15 protein-coding genes are annotated in these 15,098 nt (G+C 59.4%); all 15 read left to right on the top strand.

Features of this window, described 5'->3' with window-relative positions; translation table 11 throughout:
* The first annotated feature begins 8 nt into the window (after window positions 1-8).
* The 15 genes from IHE30_RS00775 (at window position 9) to IHE30_RS00705 (ending at window position 15,066) form a co-directional block, all read left to right on the top strand.
* Entirely contained in the window at window positions 9-1,367 is a 1,359-nt protein-coding gene (locus IHE30_RS00775) for a peptidylprolyl isomerase (RefSeq protein WP_337688038.1), read from the top strand.
* A 17-nt stretch (window positions 1,368-1,384) separates the two neighbouring features.
* Window positions 1,385-2,404 carry a 4-hydroxythreonine-4-phosphate dehydrogenase PdxA gene (gene pdxA, locus IHE30_RS00770; RefSeq protein ID WP_443193561.1) on the top strand — a complete coding sequence of 340 codons (1,020 nt, stop codon included), beginning with the start codon at window positions 1,385-1,387 and terminating at the stop codon, window positions 2,402-2,404.
* A gap of 96 nt (window positions 2,405-2,500) precedes the next feature.
* A complete protein-coding gene (gene rsmA / locus IHE30_RS00765; protein ID WP_337688037.1) occupies window positions 2,501-3,361 on the top strand; it encodes a 16S rRNA (adenine(1518)-N(6)/adenine(1519)-N(6))-dimethyltransferase RsmA in 861 nt (286 codons plus the stop codon).
* A gap of 926 nt (window positions 3,362-4,287) precedes the next feature.
* Window positions 4,288-4,692, top strand: a complete 405-nt coding sequence (locus tag IHE30_RS00760) for a transposase (protein WP_337688035.1) — start codon at window positions 4,288-4,290, stop codon at window positions 4,690-4,692.
* 216 nt (window positions 4,693-4,908) lie between these two features.
* On the top strand, window positions 4,909-5,118 hold the full coding sequence (locus IHE30_RS00755; RefSeq protein WP_337688033.1) for a hypothetical protein: 210 nt from the start codon (window positions 4,909-4,911) through the stop codon (window positions 5,116-5,118).
* A 140-nt stretch (window positions 5,119-5,258) separates the two neighbouring features.
* Window positions 5,259-5,708, top strand: a complete 450-nt coding sequence (locus IHE30_RS00750; RefSeq protein WP_013436258.1) for a phage tail protein — start codon at window positions 5,259-5,261, stop codon at window positions 5,706-5,708.
* A 62-nt stretch (window positions 5,709-5,770) separates the two neighbouring features.
* Window positions 5,771-6,994, top strand: a complete 1,224-nt coding sequence (locus tag IHE30_RS00745; protein WP_337688030.1) for a phage tail sheath family protein — start codon at window positions 5,771-5,773, stop codon at window positions 6,992-6,994.
* 71 nt (window positions 6,995-7,065) lie between these two features.
* Window positions 7,066-8,934, top strand: coding sequence for a phage tail sheath family protein (locus IHE30_RS00740; protein WP_337688029.1), 1,869 nt, complete (start codon window positions 7,066-7,068; stop codon window positions 8,932-8,934).
* Window positions 8,935-9,182: 248 nt separating this feature from the next.
* Window positions 9,183-10,514, top strand: a complete 1,332-nt coding sequence (locus IHE30_RS00735; RefSeq protein ID WP_337688028.1) for a phage tail sheath family protein — start codon at window positions 9,183-9,185, stop codon at window positions 10,512-10,514.
* Entirely contained in the window at window positions 10,511-10,981 is a 471-nt protein-coding gene (locus tag IHE30_RS00730; protein WP_337688025.1) for a phage tail protein, read from the top strand. Before IHE30_RS00735 ends, IHE30_RS00730 begins: the two co-directional genes overlap by 4 nt.
* Window positions 10,978-11,145, top strand: a complete 168-nt coding sequence (locus IHE30_RS00725) for a DUF5908 family protein (protein ID WP_337688024.1) — start codon at window positions 10,978-10,980, stop codon at window positions 11,143-11,145. The genes IHE30_RS00730 and IHE30_RS00725 overlap by 4 nt, the downstream gene beginning before the upstream one ends.
* Window positions 11,145-11,813 carry a CIS tube protein gene (locus IHE30_RS00720; RefSeq protein WP_337688363.1) on the top strand — a complete coding sequence of 223 codons (669 nt, stop codon included), beginning with the start codon at window positions 11,145-11,147 and terminating at the stop codon, window positions 11,811-11,813. Before IHE30_RS00725 ends, IHE30_RS00720 begins: the two co-directional genes overlap by 1 nt.
* Window positions 11,814-11,887: 74 nt before the next feature.
* Window positions 11,888-14,164: a contractile injection system protein, VgrG/Pvc8 family gene (locus tag IHE30_RS00715; RefSeq protein ID WP_337688023.1), complete on the top strand. Its 2,277-nt coding sequence runs from the start codon at window positions 11,888-11,890 to the stop codon at window positions 14,162-14,164.
* A 33-nt stretch (window positions 14,165-14,197) separates the two neighbouring features.
* Window positions 14,198-14,635 carry a GPW/gp25 family protein gene (locus tag IHE30_RS00710; RefSeq protein ID WP_337688021.1) on the top strand — a complete coding sequence of 146 codons (438 nt, stop codon included), beginning with the start codon at window positions 14,198-14,200 and terminating at the stop codon, window positions 14,633-14,635.
* A complete protein-coding gene (locus IHE30_RS00705; RefSeq protein ID WP_337688019.1) occupies window positions 14,635-15,066 on the top strand; it encodes a hypothetical protein in 432 nt (143 codons plus the stop codon). The genes IHE30_RS00710 and IHE30_RS00705 overlap by 1 nt, the downstream gene beginning before the upstream one ends.
* Window positions 15,067-15,098 lie beyond the last annotated feature (32 nt).

The following is a 15,098-nucleotide window of genomic DNA, read 5'->3' as shown; positions in this document are numbered from 1 at the left end:
TTGTGGGAATGATGAAGACGATACGCTCGGCACTGTGGCAGGGCGTGCTTGCGCTATCCGCGCTCGGCGCGCTGGTGCCGCTCAACGGTGCGCACGCGCAAGCGTTGCCGTCGCATCAGACCGGACAGGAGGTAGACCGCATCGTCGCGGTCGTGAACAATGACGTGATTACGCGCCGCGAGCTTGACTTGCGCATGGGGCTGATCACGCGCCGCCTGCAGCAGCAGGGCGCGCCGTTGCCGTCGCCGGACCAACTGCAATTGCAGGTGCTCAATCAGATAGTCCTTGAGCGCATCCAGCTGCAGCGGGCTAAGGATGACGGCATCGTAGTTGACGACGCGACGCTGCAACGCACGCTGACCCGGCTCGCACAGGCGAACAACATGTCGCTCGACATGTACCGCGCACGGCTGGAGGCCGAGGGCGTGCCCTGGTCGGTGTTCAGCGCCGATGCGCGCAACGAGCTGCTGCTCTCGAAGCTGCGCGAAAAGGAAGTGGACAGCCGGATCACCGTGTCGGATGCGGAAGTGGCCAACTATATCGCCAGCCAGCGCGGGCCGATGCAGCGCGTGCAGCAGGACCTACGCTTTGAGCATATCCTGATCAAGGCCGCGCTGAACGCGCCGCAGACCGAGATTGAGGCTGCGCGGCAAAAGGCATCGGACCTGCTCAAGCGCGCACTGGCGAGCGAGGACTTCGCGCGGCTCGCGAAAGACAATTCGCAGGCGCCCGATGCGTCCAAGGGCGGCGACCTCGGATTCCGTTCGACGTCGGCGCTGCCCGAAGCGATGACGCAGGCGGCCTCGCAGTTGCGTCCGGGGCAGGTCAACCCAGAGGTGCTGCGCACGCCGGAAGGCTTCGAGATCGTGCGGCTCGTCGATCGCCGGGTGTCCAGCGGCACGGGCAGCGAAGCGCCGAAACTCGTGCAGACGCATGCGCGACACATCCTGATCCGGATCGGCGCAGGGCAGTCGGAGCCGGCGGTACGGCAGAAGCTGATCGAGTTGCGCGCGCAGATTGAAGCGGGTGGCGACTTCGCGAATTTCGCCCACACTTACTCGCAGGACGGTTCCGCATCGCAGGGAGGCGACCTGGGATGGATCAGCCCGGGTGAGACCGTGCCGGAATTCGAGCGTGCGATGAACAACCTGAAGGATGGCGAAATCAGCCAGCCGATCCGGACCGAGTACGGTTATCACCTGGTCCAGGTGATCGGCCGCCGCGAAGCACAAGGCTCCGTTGCGCAGCAACAGGAGATTGCGCGGCAGGCGATCGGCCAGCGCAAAGCCGAGCAGGCCTATGCAGACTGGCTGCGGCAGCTGCGTGACAGCGCGTATGTGCAGTACAAGTTGGACGAACCGGCCTGAGCCCCGCGGAGCGGAACGTGACGACACCCGTTCGCATTGCGATCACCACCGGCGAGCCGGCCGGCGTTGGTCCGGAGTTGACCGCGCAGGCGCTTGCGCGCGAGGCTGGGCGCTGGTGCGAGGACGCGCATTTCACGGTGCTCGGCGATCGCCGGCTGCTGATCGAGCGCGCGAAGCAGGCAGGCGTGGACTGTGCTGTGTGGTCGAGCGCGGCGAGCGACCCAGCGAATGCCCCTGTCGTGCTGCGCGACGTGCCGCTTGGCGCGCCGAGTGTGGCCGGCGTACTGGACGCGGCAAACGGCCGCTATGTGCTCGCGCTGTTGGATGCGGCGATTGACGGTGCACTGGACGGCACGTTCGATGCCATCGTCACCGCGCCGCTGCAAAAAAGTACGATCAACGACGCTGGCGTGCCGTTCACCGGCCATACCGAATACCTGGCCGAGCGCACTGGAACGCCACGCGTCGTGATGATGCTGTGCGGCAGCGGCGAGCGGCCGCTGCGCGTGGCCCTTGCCACCACGCATCTGGCGCTTCGCGACGTGCCCGACGCGTTGAGCATCGACGGGCTGGCCGACACGCTGGCAATTGTCGATCGCGACTTGCGCGCGCGTTTCGGCATTGCATCGCCGCGTATTCTCGTCACAGGCCTCAATCCGCATGCGGGTGAGAACGGCTACCTGGGCCGCGAGGAAATTGACGTGATCGCACCGGCATTGCAGCGCGTGCGCGCATCCGGCATCGACGCACGTGGGCCGTATCCGGCCGATACGCTGTTCCAGCCTCGCTATCTGCGCGATGCCGATTGCGTATTGGCGATGTACCATGACCAGGGCTTGCCGGTGCTCAAGTTCGCCACATTTGGTGAAGGCCTCAACGTCACGCTGGGACTGCCGATCGTGCGCACTTCCGTCGATCATGGCACGGCGCTCGACCTGGCGGGCACCGGCCGCGCGGATTGCGGCAGTTTGATTGCGGCGATCGATGCCGCTGTGTCGATGGCCCGCCATCGGCGGCACGTGGCGGCAGGCCGCTAGCGCCGCACATTGTCTGCTCAAGCCTGCTGAACGCGGCGGCGCGCCGGGCATCGCGCTGAGCCGTCGCCATGCATCTGATTCGAAACGAGCTGCTTCATGAGTCATCGTCAGCATCAAGGCCACTTCGCGCGCAAGCGCTTTGGCCAAAATTTCCTTGTCGACACGGGTGTGATCGACGCAATCGTGGAGGCGATCCGCCCGCAACCCGCGGACCGGCTCGTGGAGATTGGCCCGGGCCTGGGCGCATTGACCGCGCCGCTGCTCAACCGCGTGCAAACATTGCACGCGGTTGAGCTTGATCGCGACCTGATCGCGCGGCTGCAGCAGCGTTTTGGCAGCCGGCTCGTGCTGCATGCAGGCGATGCGTTGGCGTTCGACTTCGCCTCGTTGGCTGATTCGGCGCAGATTGGCGCGTCGCTCCGTGTGGTCGGGAACCTGCCGTATAACATCTCGAGTCCGCTGTTGTTCCACCTCGCGTCGTTTGCCGATGACGTGATTGACCAGCATTTCATGCTGCAGGACGAGGTGGTCGAGCGGATGGTTGCCGAGCCGGGAAGTAAGGACTACAGCCGTCTGACTGTGATGCTGCAGTATCGGTATGCAATCGACAAACTGATCGAGGTGCCGCCTGAGTCGTTCGAGCCGGCGCCGAAGGTGACTTCGGCGGTGGTGCGGATGATTCCGCGCGCCGCCGGCGACGTGCCGCCGGTCGATATTGCCCGCCTTGGCGAAGTCGTGACGGCCGCGTTTTCGCAGCGCCGCAAGATGTTGCGCAACACACTGGCGGCCTATCGGAGCCGAGTCAATTTCGACGCGCTCGGCTTTGATCTGGCGCGTCGTGCCGAGGATGTGCCGGTGCTCGAGTACGTCGCGCTGGCACAGCAGGTTGACGCTGGTGCAGGCTCGATGGGTAGCGTGGGCGCGGTCGGTGTGTCGGATCCTCAATCGACGCGTTGACACGCTTGCCTGCTTGCTTCGTGCGGCGTGCCGTGACGGCCTGTCTCAGCGTGTCTCATGCGCACGGGGCGCATTGATTGAATTTGCTCTGTACTTCCGGGCAGCGCCCCAGACCCTCTGTGTCAGGCAGATGCGTCAGGTTAAATTCAGTGGTGTTCTGTCTCGCCAGCACACCACTGGAATCTGCTCCATACGGTGCAGCGCCTGCCCGATATGCGGCGCCAGTACACCGTCGGTGTCGAGCTGGTTGTTGTCAAAAATCGATAGGCTGCCCTCAGTTCAGCAGGCGCTACATCAGCGGAGATTCATGGGGCTGCCCCAGCTTAGCTGAACAAGGCACTTGTCGTTCAGCACGCAATGGGTCATCCGGACGTTTTGCGTTTAGTCAAATAAAGAGGTTAGAAGGCTGTTACGCGTTAGTGGGTGCCATGCCCGCTGTTGATCGGCCATGATGGTGGAGAAGGCAAGCGCGTTGATCGCGAGACTTTACGCAAAATTTATTTTTTTATAAAAACTTGAATTTGGCTGCATTACAGTTTGATTGTTCAAGTTGTCGAGATGTTGGCCAAATAATATTAATATAAAACGTCAGTAACATAGTTAATTACCTCCATTATTCACCTCACGCACACCGTTGCTCACACGACGTTAAGCGCATTGCATGGTGTCATCGCGCAACGTCCCACTATTTCGTCACCAGGTCAGTTGAATGGTAGGGCCGAAGGCTTATTTCCACCCGCTCCAATTTACTAACGAGAGTCGGATACTTCCTCGCTCATAGTTCAACGTTGTCATTTAATCTAGTACAGGTTGTTTTGATCATGTCGTGCTTAAGCTTTTTGATAAAAACAGCATCACTGATGGCAATGGTTGAAAAAGCACGGTGGTTTGCTTTCTCATGTTATTTCAACAATAGGAGCAATGACATGAGAAGCCGAAAACTTAGTGCAGTCGAGATGATCGCTGCGTTGCAAGCACGGCAGGCCGGTGAAACGCTATCGCAGGTGTGTCGTCAGTGGTCAATCAGTGCGGCAACGCTGTATCGGATCCAAAAAGCATATGCAGGGTTGGATGTAGGCACGCTCGCGCGCCTTGAAGTGCTGATGCGCGAGAACGCGCGGCAGCGCAAGCGCATTAAGCAGCTGGAAATGGACAGCCAGTTACTGCAGGCAGCGCTGGGCGCACAAGGACTGTGTACCCATAAGAGGCGAGAGCTGGTAGTTTATCTGAGACGGCGTTTTAACGTGAGCTTGGCGCGAGCGTGTCGGCTGGTAGGGCTGTCGCGTGCACTGTATCACTATCAAGCGAGCCCCTTTCGTCGTCCCGATTAAGCGCGCCTGCACCGCGTGCGCCCGTCACAGGCACGGCGGATTTTCTCAAAATAGATTGTATCAATCGAACGGCGCCGCATCGTTTAAGCTTGTTTAACGGCGATGCACGCTTTTGGGCCGTAGGCGATCAGCGGATGAACGGTGCCGTGGGCCGTCCGCCGGTGCCGGGGCGTGCATGAGGAAATGATTGAGCGAGCCTAAGCGGAGCAAGCCCCGATGAAAACGTTGAACAAGCTAATGGCATGGTTGGACGGGTGTACGTCAGCGCGCTGGCCCGCGCACGATCCGCTGGTGATGCTGCGCAGGCTTGAGCAGGACAACGCGCAGTTGCATGAGCAGCTGCACGAGCTTGAGCGTGAATACGCATGGCTGTGCCGCCAATGTGCTGCGCAAACCGAGCAGATCATGCGGCGCGTGAAGCGCTGAATTAAATCTGTGAAATGCACGGCGGCTCTAGCGTTAATTTGTGCCGCTTAATAGGTGAGGGTGCTTTGTGCTTGGCAAAGTCCCGAAGTGGAGTGTAACAAAGCAAACCGATAAAGATTTTTTAGGTAGGAGGGCAAAATATGGCACTGGATTCGAAGACAATGGCGGCAACTTATCCGATCCCGACTTATCGCTTTACGGTCACGGTGGGCAACGAGCAGATGGCTTTTAGCAGCGTGTCGGGGCTCGAGCAATCGGTGGAAAAAATCGAGTATAAGGATGGGCTCGGCGGCCTGTACCAGATGCCGGGGCAAGCGCAATCGGTCACGCTTACGCTCAAGCGTGGGGTGATGCCCAAGCACAGCCAGTTGTATGACTGGATGAGCTCGATTTCACTAAATCGGGTGGATAAAAAAGACATTTCGATTAGCTTGACCGATGAGTCGGGTAAGGAGTTATTAGTCACGTGGAACGTGAGTAATGCGTTTCCGACCAAACTTACCGCGCCGAGCCTGGAGGCGACGAGCAATGAGGTGGCGTTCGAAGAGCTAAGTCTGGCGGCGGACCGTGTGACGGTCAATTTCCATTGAGCCTTCCGCACGACGTCAAGCGGTTGAGCCGATGAGTGGGCAACAAATGCAAAGAGGGGATCATGGCCGATTACAAAGTACCTGGGGTGTACGTGGAGGAGCCGTTCGGGCTGGCGCTGTCGATTCAGACAGGGCAGACGGCGGTGCCGGTGTTTGCGTTTGACACGGACCAGTTGACGGCATGGAATGAGGCGATCGATGGCACGAAAGTGACGCAGTTCGATTCGTGGCTAGCGGTCACCGCGGCGCTGAACCAACAGCGGCAAAAGAAGGTAAAAGAAGCGATTACCGGGTTGAAAAATAGTGGAAAAAGTGACGAGCAGCAAAAAGCAGCCGGTGAAGCGGCGGGTAAGAATTTCGACAAAGCTCTTGCGCAAAACGGGCTTTACCAGTCGCTAAAACTGTACTTTTTGAACGGCGGCGGGCATTGCTATATCGCACCGGTCGGCCAGCTCTCTGCGTTGGTGCCGGCGCTGGACGACGTGACGCTGCTGGTGCAGGCGGGCGCGAATCTCGGTACTTTTCAGACTGCAGTATCGGCGTTATGCGGCGAGGGCAAGACGGTTTTTGCGATTTTTGATGGCCCAAAAGAAGAGCTAACCACGACTGGCTCTAATAGCGTGGCTAGCAAGGTAGCGAGCTATCCGGATACGCCTTACGCAGCGGTGTATTACCCGTGGTTGACGGTAGACGGCGTCGTCAATACCACTAGTTTTCCGCCGAGCGGGGCGGTCGCGGGTGTCTACGCGCGTGTAGATCGCGAGCGCGGCGTGTGGAAGGCGCCGGCGAACGTCGAGATTATCGGCGCACAGTCGGCATTCAAAGTTACGGATGCGGTGAACGCGAAAGCCAACGTACCAGACTCGGGCGGCAAGTCGATCAATGTGATCCGTGCATTCCACGGCACCGGCCCCCTGATTTGGGGAGCACGCACGCTGCAGTCAAATCAGACGACGTGGCGGTATGTGCCGGTGCGGCGACTGTTCAACGCAGTGGAAAAAGATGTTAAGACGGCGATGAGCCCCGCGCTATTTGAGCCGAACAGCGCGCCGACTTGGGAGCGGGTGCGCGGGGCGGTGGACAACTATCTGCACGGGCTGTGGAAGCAAGGCGCACTGCAAGGCAGCACTCCCGCGCAGGCGTATTTTGTGCAGATTGGGCTGGGAGTGACGATGGTGCAAGACGATATTGACAACGGTCGAATGATTATCAAGGTGGGGCTCGCGGCAGTGCGGCCGGCGGAGTTTATCGTGCTGCAACTGACGCAGGACGTAGTGTCGGCCTAACGAGCGGCAAGCGAATCAGGTCGAGTGGCGTCAAGCGATGCTACATGCCATTATTGAAATAAGGATAACTTATGAGCGTAACGTATGCGGTGCCAGGCGTCTATGTGGAAGAAAGCAACGCGCGGGCGCTAATTATTCAGTCGGGCGAGACGGCGGTGCCCGTGTTTATCGGGCACTTTAATTCGATTGACGGGACGCCCTTGAAAGGATGCGTTCCTGTGCAGAGTTGGCTGGCATTCACAAAGCGATTTGGTGCGTCAGATACGATCACAATAGATAATTCGGATAACGAAGTAATGGATTCGACGCCTTATCTAGGCTCGTACAGTGTGCGGCTGCATTTCGAAAACGGCGGGGGGCCGTGTTATGTGCTGCACCTACCGGGACAAGATGACACGCACTTGACCGCTATGGTTGCGGCGATCGAGCAATGTCCGGACATCACGTTGCTCGTGTGGTGCGAGCGCACGGAAAAAGACAACAAAGTGTACGAGAAATTGGACACGCTGTTAGGCGCCAGCGCGACGTCGGGCGGTAACCGCGGCGTGTTCTTGCTAGCGGATGCGCAGGCAAAGGATGCCGAGAATACAGCCTTCATAGTGCCGACAGTAGCGCAACCGACTCAGGTGGCCATATATTTCCCGGCGCTGGCTACCGACTATGTTCGTGAGGTGTCGGATGCTGGCGTGACGGTGACTAATTTCAATCATAAAGAAGCGATGACTGGGGTGGGTGTGTCGGAAAATGAAGCGAAAAAACCGACACTAGCGACGCTGAAGCGTGCGATTGCATTATGGGAGGGTAAAGCAAAGGAAAGTGGAAATGTGGCGCAAGCGGGCAAGACAAAGGTCGATGCTTTGCAAAAAATTTACGACCAGCTTTGTCAGAAGGATGCTAACGTGGCGTTGGATACCGTCACGTCAGAACAGCAACAAGCGATACGCGAAGCGGGCGTGGCAAATGGTGAGGCGGGCAAATGGACCCTAGCGACCGTGAAAGACACAATTGCATCGTTGAGTGAACAAAAAAAAGATCCAAACTTGGCGAAAAAGTCCAATGTTTTGCAAGGAATTTACGACAGATTTCGTCAGAAGGCGGATGCTGGTGTGATGTTAGAGACCGCCACGCCAGGACAGCAAAAAGCGATGGCCGAAGCGGGTTTGCCAGGCGATGAATTGGGCAGCCTAACCCTAGAGAATTTGAAAGAAAAAATTACATGCTGGCAAGGCGAAGTAAAGAAAGGTGAAAACGCGGCGAAGGAGGCTAAGCAAAATGCCAAGTTTTTGCAAAAAACTTACGACAAGTGCCGCACCGCCGCGCAACAGAAGATAGCCGGGCCTGTGATTGTGCGCGCAAGTGCAGCGATGGCTGGGGTTATTGCGCGAGTGGATCGTGAACGCGGTGTGTGGAGGGCACCGGCAAACGTGGCGTTGGCGGGGGTGACGGAGTTGGTCTCAGTGCCAACGAGCGGTGATCCTCAACCCATTCGCCTTGACGACGCGCTAAATGAGACACTGGTCAATCACAAAATTAATGCGATTCGCTCGTTTCGTGGTCAAGGGTTGATGGTGTGGGGCGCGCGTACGATGGCAGGACCGAGCGAGATGGCGTGGTGCTACATCTCGGTGCGACGCCTATTCAATACAGTAGAACGCGATGCGTGCGCGACGTTGCGCACGATGGTGTTCGAGCCCAACAATGCACCGACCTGGGAGGCGGTGCGCAGCGCGTTGGATCATTACTTATTTGCGCTGTGGCGCAAGGGCGCACTGCAGGGCGAGACGCCCACACAAGCGTATTTCGTGCAAATCGGACTAAGAGTGACGATGACACCGGACGATATTGACAATGGCCGGATGATTATCAAGATGGGGCTGGCGGCGGTGCGGCCGGCGGAGTTTATCGTGCTGCAGCTCACGCAAGACATGGTGCCGAACTAATTGCTTATAGGCAGGCTGGCGGCCTTAAAGAGGTGCACGAGCCCTGGCTGAAGTCGGATCATGAACGAAGCGTACGCCGCGCTGGGGTGGTCAACGAAAGCCACGCACTGCCGAACTGAGGGGCGTGATGGATGTTCGATGGAATAGCTGATTGTGTAGATCAGGACTGCGAAGGATAGCGTAGCACTGATTTGTCGTGAAGGCGAGCTAGTGGTGGCAGTTGATGATGACGAGATCGCATAACGAGAATGGATACCATGGATGTGATGGAAACAACCGAACCAGCGTGGCCAGAGCCAGGCGTAAAGTTGATGTCGACGATCGAGCCGGTGGGCGCCGACGAGGACGTTCAAGTCAGTGCGGTGCCGGTGTTCATTGGTTGGTGGCAAGGCGCTGGACAGGCTGCGCTGAGACTTTACAATGCCTCAATGGCAGTGAACCTGCCGGCCGGTGTACTGCGCGACACAATTAAGCAGTACTTCGATAATGGTGGGGAGCGCGCCTTTGTGCTGAGTTGGGCGGCCCCGGAGCCTGCCAACAAAGCCTCCTTTCAAGCGTTGCAAACTTGGTGGAAGAAGCGGCTGCAAAATGACCTGACGCCGATATTGAGTGAGCCGTCGATCACGCTGGTCGTCGTGCCGCAACTGGTTCCGTGCATTGAATCGTTAGTTCCTTTTCCTCACGTCGACGATCAAATCACCAATGATCAAGTGGCCGACGCGCTGATTGAATCATGGCGCTTACTGCTCAGTGCAGTGCATGCGAGCCGGTCGGATCTGTTCTTCGTGTTGGATGCGCCCAATCAACCGAAAGTTGCGAAGCACTGCATTGACGTGCTGCGTAAAAAACAGCCACTGGGTGAACTGGGCCAGCACGCCGCGCTGTATGGCCCACATTTGGTGACTGATTACCGTTCGAGCAATAAGGCAGGGCTGAAAGAGCCGGCGTCTAGATTGTATGGCGAATACTGGGTCGTGCCGCCATGTGGGGCAGTGCTGGGCGTGATCGCGCGCACAGACCGCGAGGTCGGGGTGTGGAAGGCGCCGGCCAATGAGGCGCTGTCACATGTGCTTCAGCCACAGTATCTAGAGACGCAAGCGAGCGGGTGGTTCGACGTGTCTCGCGCGTCGATCAACCTAATTCGCAGTTTTCCAGGGCGGGGCACGCGTGTGTGGGGCTGCCGGACATTGTCGGGCGAGGCCGGCTCGCCCTTTCGGTATGTGCAGGTCAGACGACTGGTGACGTGGATTGAAGCCAACTTGCGCGAACGGTGTCGGTTTGCGGTGTTCGAGCCCAACCACGAGGTGACCTGGTTTCAATTGCGTGGCTTGTGCAGCGCGTGGCTGCGGCAGCTGTGGCTGGAGGGAGGCTTGGCAGGTGCCGATGAGACATCAGCGTATTCGGTGCACGTAGGCCTGAATGAGACCATGACGCAGGTGGACATCGATGCAGGCCGCTTGATCATAAGCGTGGCCGTGGCGGTGCTACATGCGGCCGAGCGCATTGAAATCAAGCTGGTGCTGAAGCTGGGCGACACGACGGCGGCGGGCACCGAGACGGTGAGAGGAGCCTTGGCATGAAGACGATCGCGGCACGCGTGACTGCGCCCAGCCTGGCGCACCGGTTTAAGGCGACGTTTTTTATCAAACGGGTGCCCAGTCCACTGGATATGCACTTTGCGCAGATTTCAGGATTGGGACGCACGCTGGCGGTGACGGGCTTGCGCGAAGGCGGGGACAACCTGAGCACGGTGCAGCTGCCCGATCAGGTACAGCATGGCACATTGGTGCTGCAGCGCGGCGTGATTTCGGTCACGCCGATGACAATGCTGTTCAATCATGTACTGAGTAACGCGGCGAGCACATACGTGAGTGTGGTGATTTTGTTGCTCAACGGCGAATACCGGCCGGTGTGCAGCTGGACGCTCACTGATGCTCTGCCGGTATCGTGGACAACTGGCGAATTGGATGCGTCAAAAAATGAAGTGCTGATTGATACGTTGGAGTTGGCGTACCGGCAAATGCATTGGGCGGGAGTACAGGGATGACGATTGAGATTCGGGAATTGGTGATTGAAGCGCGGGTGGTCAGTGAATTGCCCGCGCCGCGCGACCCGACGACGGCGCTGCCGATGCGTAGCGAGCAGCAGTGGGTGGAGCAAGTGGCGCGTCGGGCGCTGGAGCTGCTGAACGAACAACGGGAGCGACTGTGATGGGGCTGCTCGAGCGAGGCCTGACGAAGTTGACGCTAGAGGCGTATCAGGGGGCCGATGGGCAAAAGAAAATTGGCACGCTCACGGCGATGTACAACCCGCAGACAATTAGTTTGGACTATGCGGCGTCGTACCAAACGTCGAGTGGTATCAATCAGCGTCATGACGTGAGTTGGTATCGGCAGGTCGAGCCGCCGACGTTAAGTCTGGAGTTGATTTTGGATGCGCGCGGCCCTAGCGGCGGCAAGCCGGTGGATGCTCAGCTGAGCCAGTTGCGTGCGCTGTGCTTTACCGTCGGACCGAAAGGCGAAGCGCCGTTTCTGCGCGTGACATGGGGCAAGATGAGCTGGCACGGGCATGGCTTTTTTGCCGGGCGGCTGCAGCAATTATCGGTGAGCTATACGCTGTTTGATCGCAACGCAGCGCCGCTGCGGGCGAGCGCGACATTGACGCTCAAAGGCGAGACGAGCGATGATATGGCCAAGCTGCGGGCGGGGCAGCCGGTGTCACGCCAACTGGTGAGCGCGGATGCTAAGACGCCGCTGCCCAATCTGCTCGAGCAGTCAGGCGGCGCGGCGGGTAAGGCCGATTATTTGGCCGTGGCACGGGCCAACGGGCTATCCAATTTGAGTGAATTGAAGCCGGGCCGATGGCTCGCGATTAAGTGAGTCGGGTGTGGCAGCGGGTAGCGAGACCGCACTGCGCGGGTGGGGCGGGATAAAACCGTTGCGGGAGCACAACGATGAGATTCGGATCATTTAAGGCGCGCATCAAACAGGCGGTGCACCAGGCTGAAGCGAGCGTGAGTGCGGTGGCTGATCAAGCAGTGTCGGCCTTGGATCGTGTGGTGGATCAAACCAGCTCAGCGGTCGCGGACGTGGCTGCGGACGCGCAAGCCGCGGTGACCCACGTAGTGGGCCCCTGGGCGGACACGATCAGTCAGGCTGCACAGTCGAGCGCGGCGCTATTGGAAGCCGGCTCGGCGCTGCGGGGTACCGCGGGCCGCACGCACATGACCAGCAGAGAAGGGGTGGGCGAAGCGCCGGCCGAGCTTGAGATTCGCGTAAATGGTCAACCGCTGGATCCGAAGCACGTATGGGTGGAGCGCATTGAAGTGCGTCGCGCAGTCAACGAAATTCCGACAGCGACGGTACTGCTGACAATGCCGCAAGCGCCGCACGATGACTACGCGGTGCTTACGCGTCTGCTCGAGCAAGGCGCAATTGGCCAGAGCTTAAGCATGAAGGTGGGCAAGCTGCTGCTGTTTGCCGGCATGGTGGCGACGGTGCAGGTTCAGGTTGGTAGCACGGGCCGGCGCCTGAAGGTGCGACTCAAGCACCGGTTGCAGGGGTTGAAGGCGCGGCAGGACAGCCGGATTCTGAAGCAGGGTACGGATGCAAGCGTGTTACGGCAGATACTGAGCGAGCATGGCGTGAAAGCGCAGGTAACGATGCCGGTCGCTGAGCCTATGCAGCGGATGCAATGGAATTGCTCGGACTGGACATTCGTGCGAGCGGTGGCAGGCCAGCACGGCGCGTGGTTATGGCCGCAGGCCGATGGGGGCGTCAGGATTCACCCGCCTCAGTTGGGCGGCAAGACGCACCGGATTGGGGCCACCGCGCAGCACCCAGGGATGAGCCTGCTCGAGGCCCAATGGGCGTATTCGGGGCTGACGCAACCGCAGCAGGCGCATACGACAAGCTGGGACTTGAATGCGCAGGCGGTCGTGGAGAAGACAGCGAAACCGGCCAGCCTAGGCGCAGGGGGATTGACGCCGACTCGGCTCAAGCCCCTGAAAGACACGCGCTGGTTGGCGTCGCTAACTGGGCAATGGGAAGCGGCGATTCAACAAAGTGCGACCGATGGTTGGCTCACGCAACAGCATGCGCAGGCGGTGCGTGGGCACTGGACGGTGACGGGCTGCCAGGCGATTGAGTTGGGCGATACGTTGGAGTTAGCTGGATTTGGCCCAGCGTTGGACGGGCGCGCAATCGTGACACAGCTCGAATACGAGATCGACTCGACGCTGCGGGTGGGCAAGACGATCGTGGGGATCGGCTTGGACGAGGCGGCAGCAGTGGCACCGTCGCTACCTGCGCCGGCAGAATTGGTGATCGGTAAGGTGGCCAAGCACCAAACGGATGCGAAGCCGGCGACATGGAACCGGGTGCCGGTGACGGTGCCGATGTTGGGACCGTTAGTGCTGTGGGCGCGCATGGGGCATGCGTATGCGAGTACCCAGAGCGGGGTGACATTTTATCCGGAAGCCGAGGACGAGGTGGCACTGGAGTTCGTGGGGCAGGACCCGGTGATTGTGGCGTCGCTGCATAACCCAAAGCAAGTGGCGCCGTTCGCGCCGAGCGCGAAAAATGAGAAGAAGGCGATCGTGCTACGGCATAAAGGCAAGCGGCTGGAGTTCAGTTTCGATCGGGAGCAGCATGCGCTGCAGTGGGCAGTGGGGCAAGACTCGGCACCAGAGCAACAACTGGTGATGAGCGAAGAGAAGGGGCTGGCGTTTGCTGCCAAGCAGGGGCAGGTGACGGTGGAAGCCGAAGAGGGGGATGTGTCGTGGATGACCAAGAAAAACCTTAAGGTGAATGCGACCGAACAAGTGACGCTAGAAGGCAAGGCGGGCGTGACCGTGTCGAGCGAAAAGCATGTGAAGCTTGAGGCGCAGATGAAGTTATCGGGGCAAGGCAAGCAAGGGGTGGCGTGGTCAAGCGAGCGCAGTCGGATGGCGATGACGCCGGACAAAGCGAGCGTGTCGGCCAATGAAGTGGCGGTCGATGCCACGATGGCGACAAAGCTTAGTGGCAATGAGAGCGTTCAGGTCAAGGGCGCCAAGGTTGACGTGAAGGGTGACGCTGAGGTGAGTGTGGCGGGGGCCAAGGTGGCGCTCAATGGCCAAGCACAGACGAGCGTGACGGGTGCACAGGTGAGCGTAGAAGGTCAGGCCACGACGAACGTGGGTGGCAGTGGGATCACAAACGTGAAGGGCGCGATGGTGAACCTGGGCTAGCGCCGACGCAGCGTAGACAAATAGGAGTCGATAATGATCATTGAGGACACCGAATCGGATATGTACGGTCAGGGCTGGGCGTTTCCGCCAACTTTTAAGTTGCCCGAGCACGAGGGAGACAGTGGGGTGACGATGTCGGCCGGCGTGCATAACGTGGAGCAGAGTTTGCGAGTGTTATTCCAAACTCAACTGGGCGAGCGGATCATGCGTAGCACGTACGGCTGCGACTTGCAGGCGGCGGTGTTTGCGAGCCTATCCGAAGGTGTGCTAGCGGGTTTGCGGCGCCGCATTCTCGAGAGCGTAGCGCGGGAGGAGCCGCGCGCTGAGGTTGTGCAAATCGATATGCAACAGGAGGCGCATCAACCGGGATGGTTAGGGATCGCGGTGACGTACCGCTTGGCGGGACAGGCGCAGACGCGGCGCGTCTCCGGTGCGCTGGATCTGCAAGACGGCACGGGCGGAGGTTTTTAATGGGCGAGCTGATGGTGGCCACCGGTGACATGGTGATGTTTGAACCCAACTTCGGTAACCGAACGCTCATGGCGCCGGCGCAAGCGGTGCTGACCGGCACCGGACGGTTCATGGTGAAGGGCAAGCCCGGGTGCGTGATCAGCGATGTGGCAAAAGTGGTGGTGCCGAGTGTGCCATATGTGTCGGGCAGCTTTACGGTGCCGGGCGTGGGCCTGATCCAGTTATTAATGGCGGCGCCCGATCAAATCGGTAAGCAGGTGTTCAGTGGTGCACCGGTGCTGCTCAAAGGGGGCCAATGTCAGGCGATGTTTATTCCGACGGCGCCTGCGACGATGCCACCGCCTGCCAGCACACCGGATCCAACGGTGGGCGTGCCAACACCCGGTAAAGGGCGGTTTGTGGTGACGCAGGTCAACGTGAAGGCGAATTGATGCACCAAATAAACAGGACGACGCATGCACAC

Source organism: Mycetohabitans sp. B46 (assembly GCF_037389205.1).
Taxonomy (GTDB): Bacteria; Pseudomonadota; Gammaproteobacteria; order Burkholderiales; family Burkholderiaceae; genus Mycetohabitans.
The sequence above is the reverse complement of the archived record's forward strand: the minus strand, read 5'-3'. Positions and strand labels throughout refer to the sequence as shown.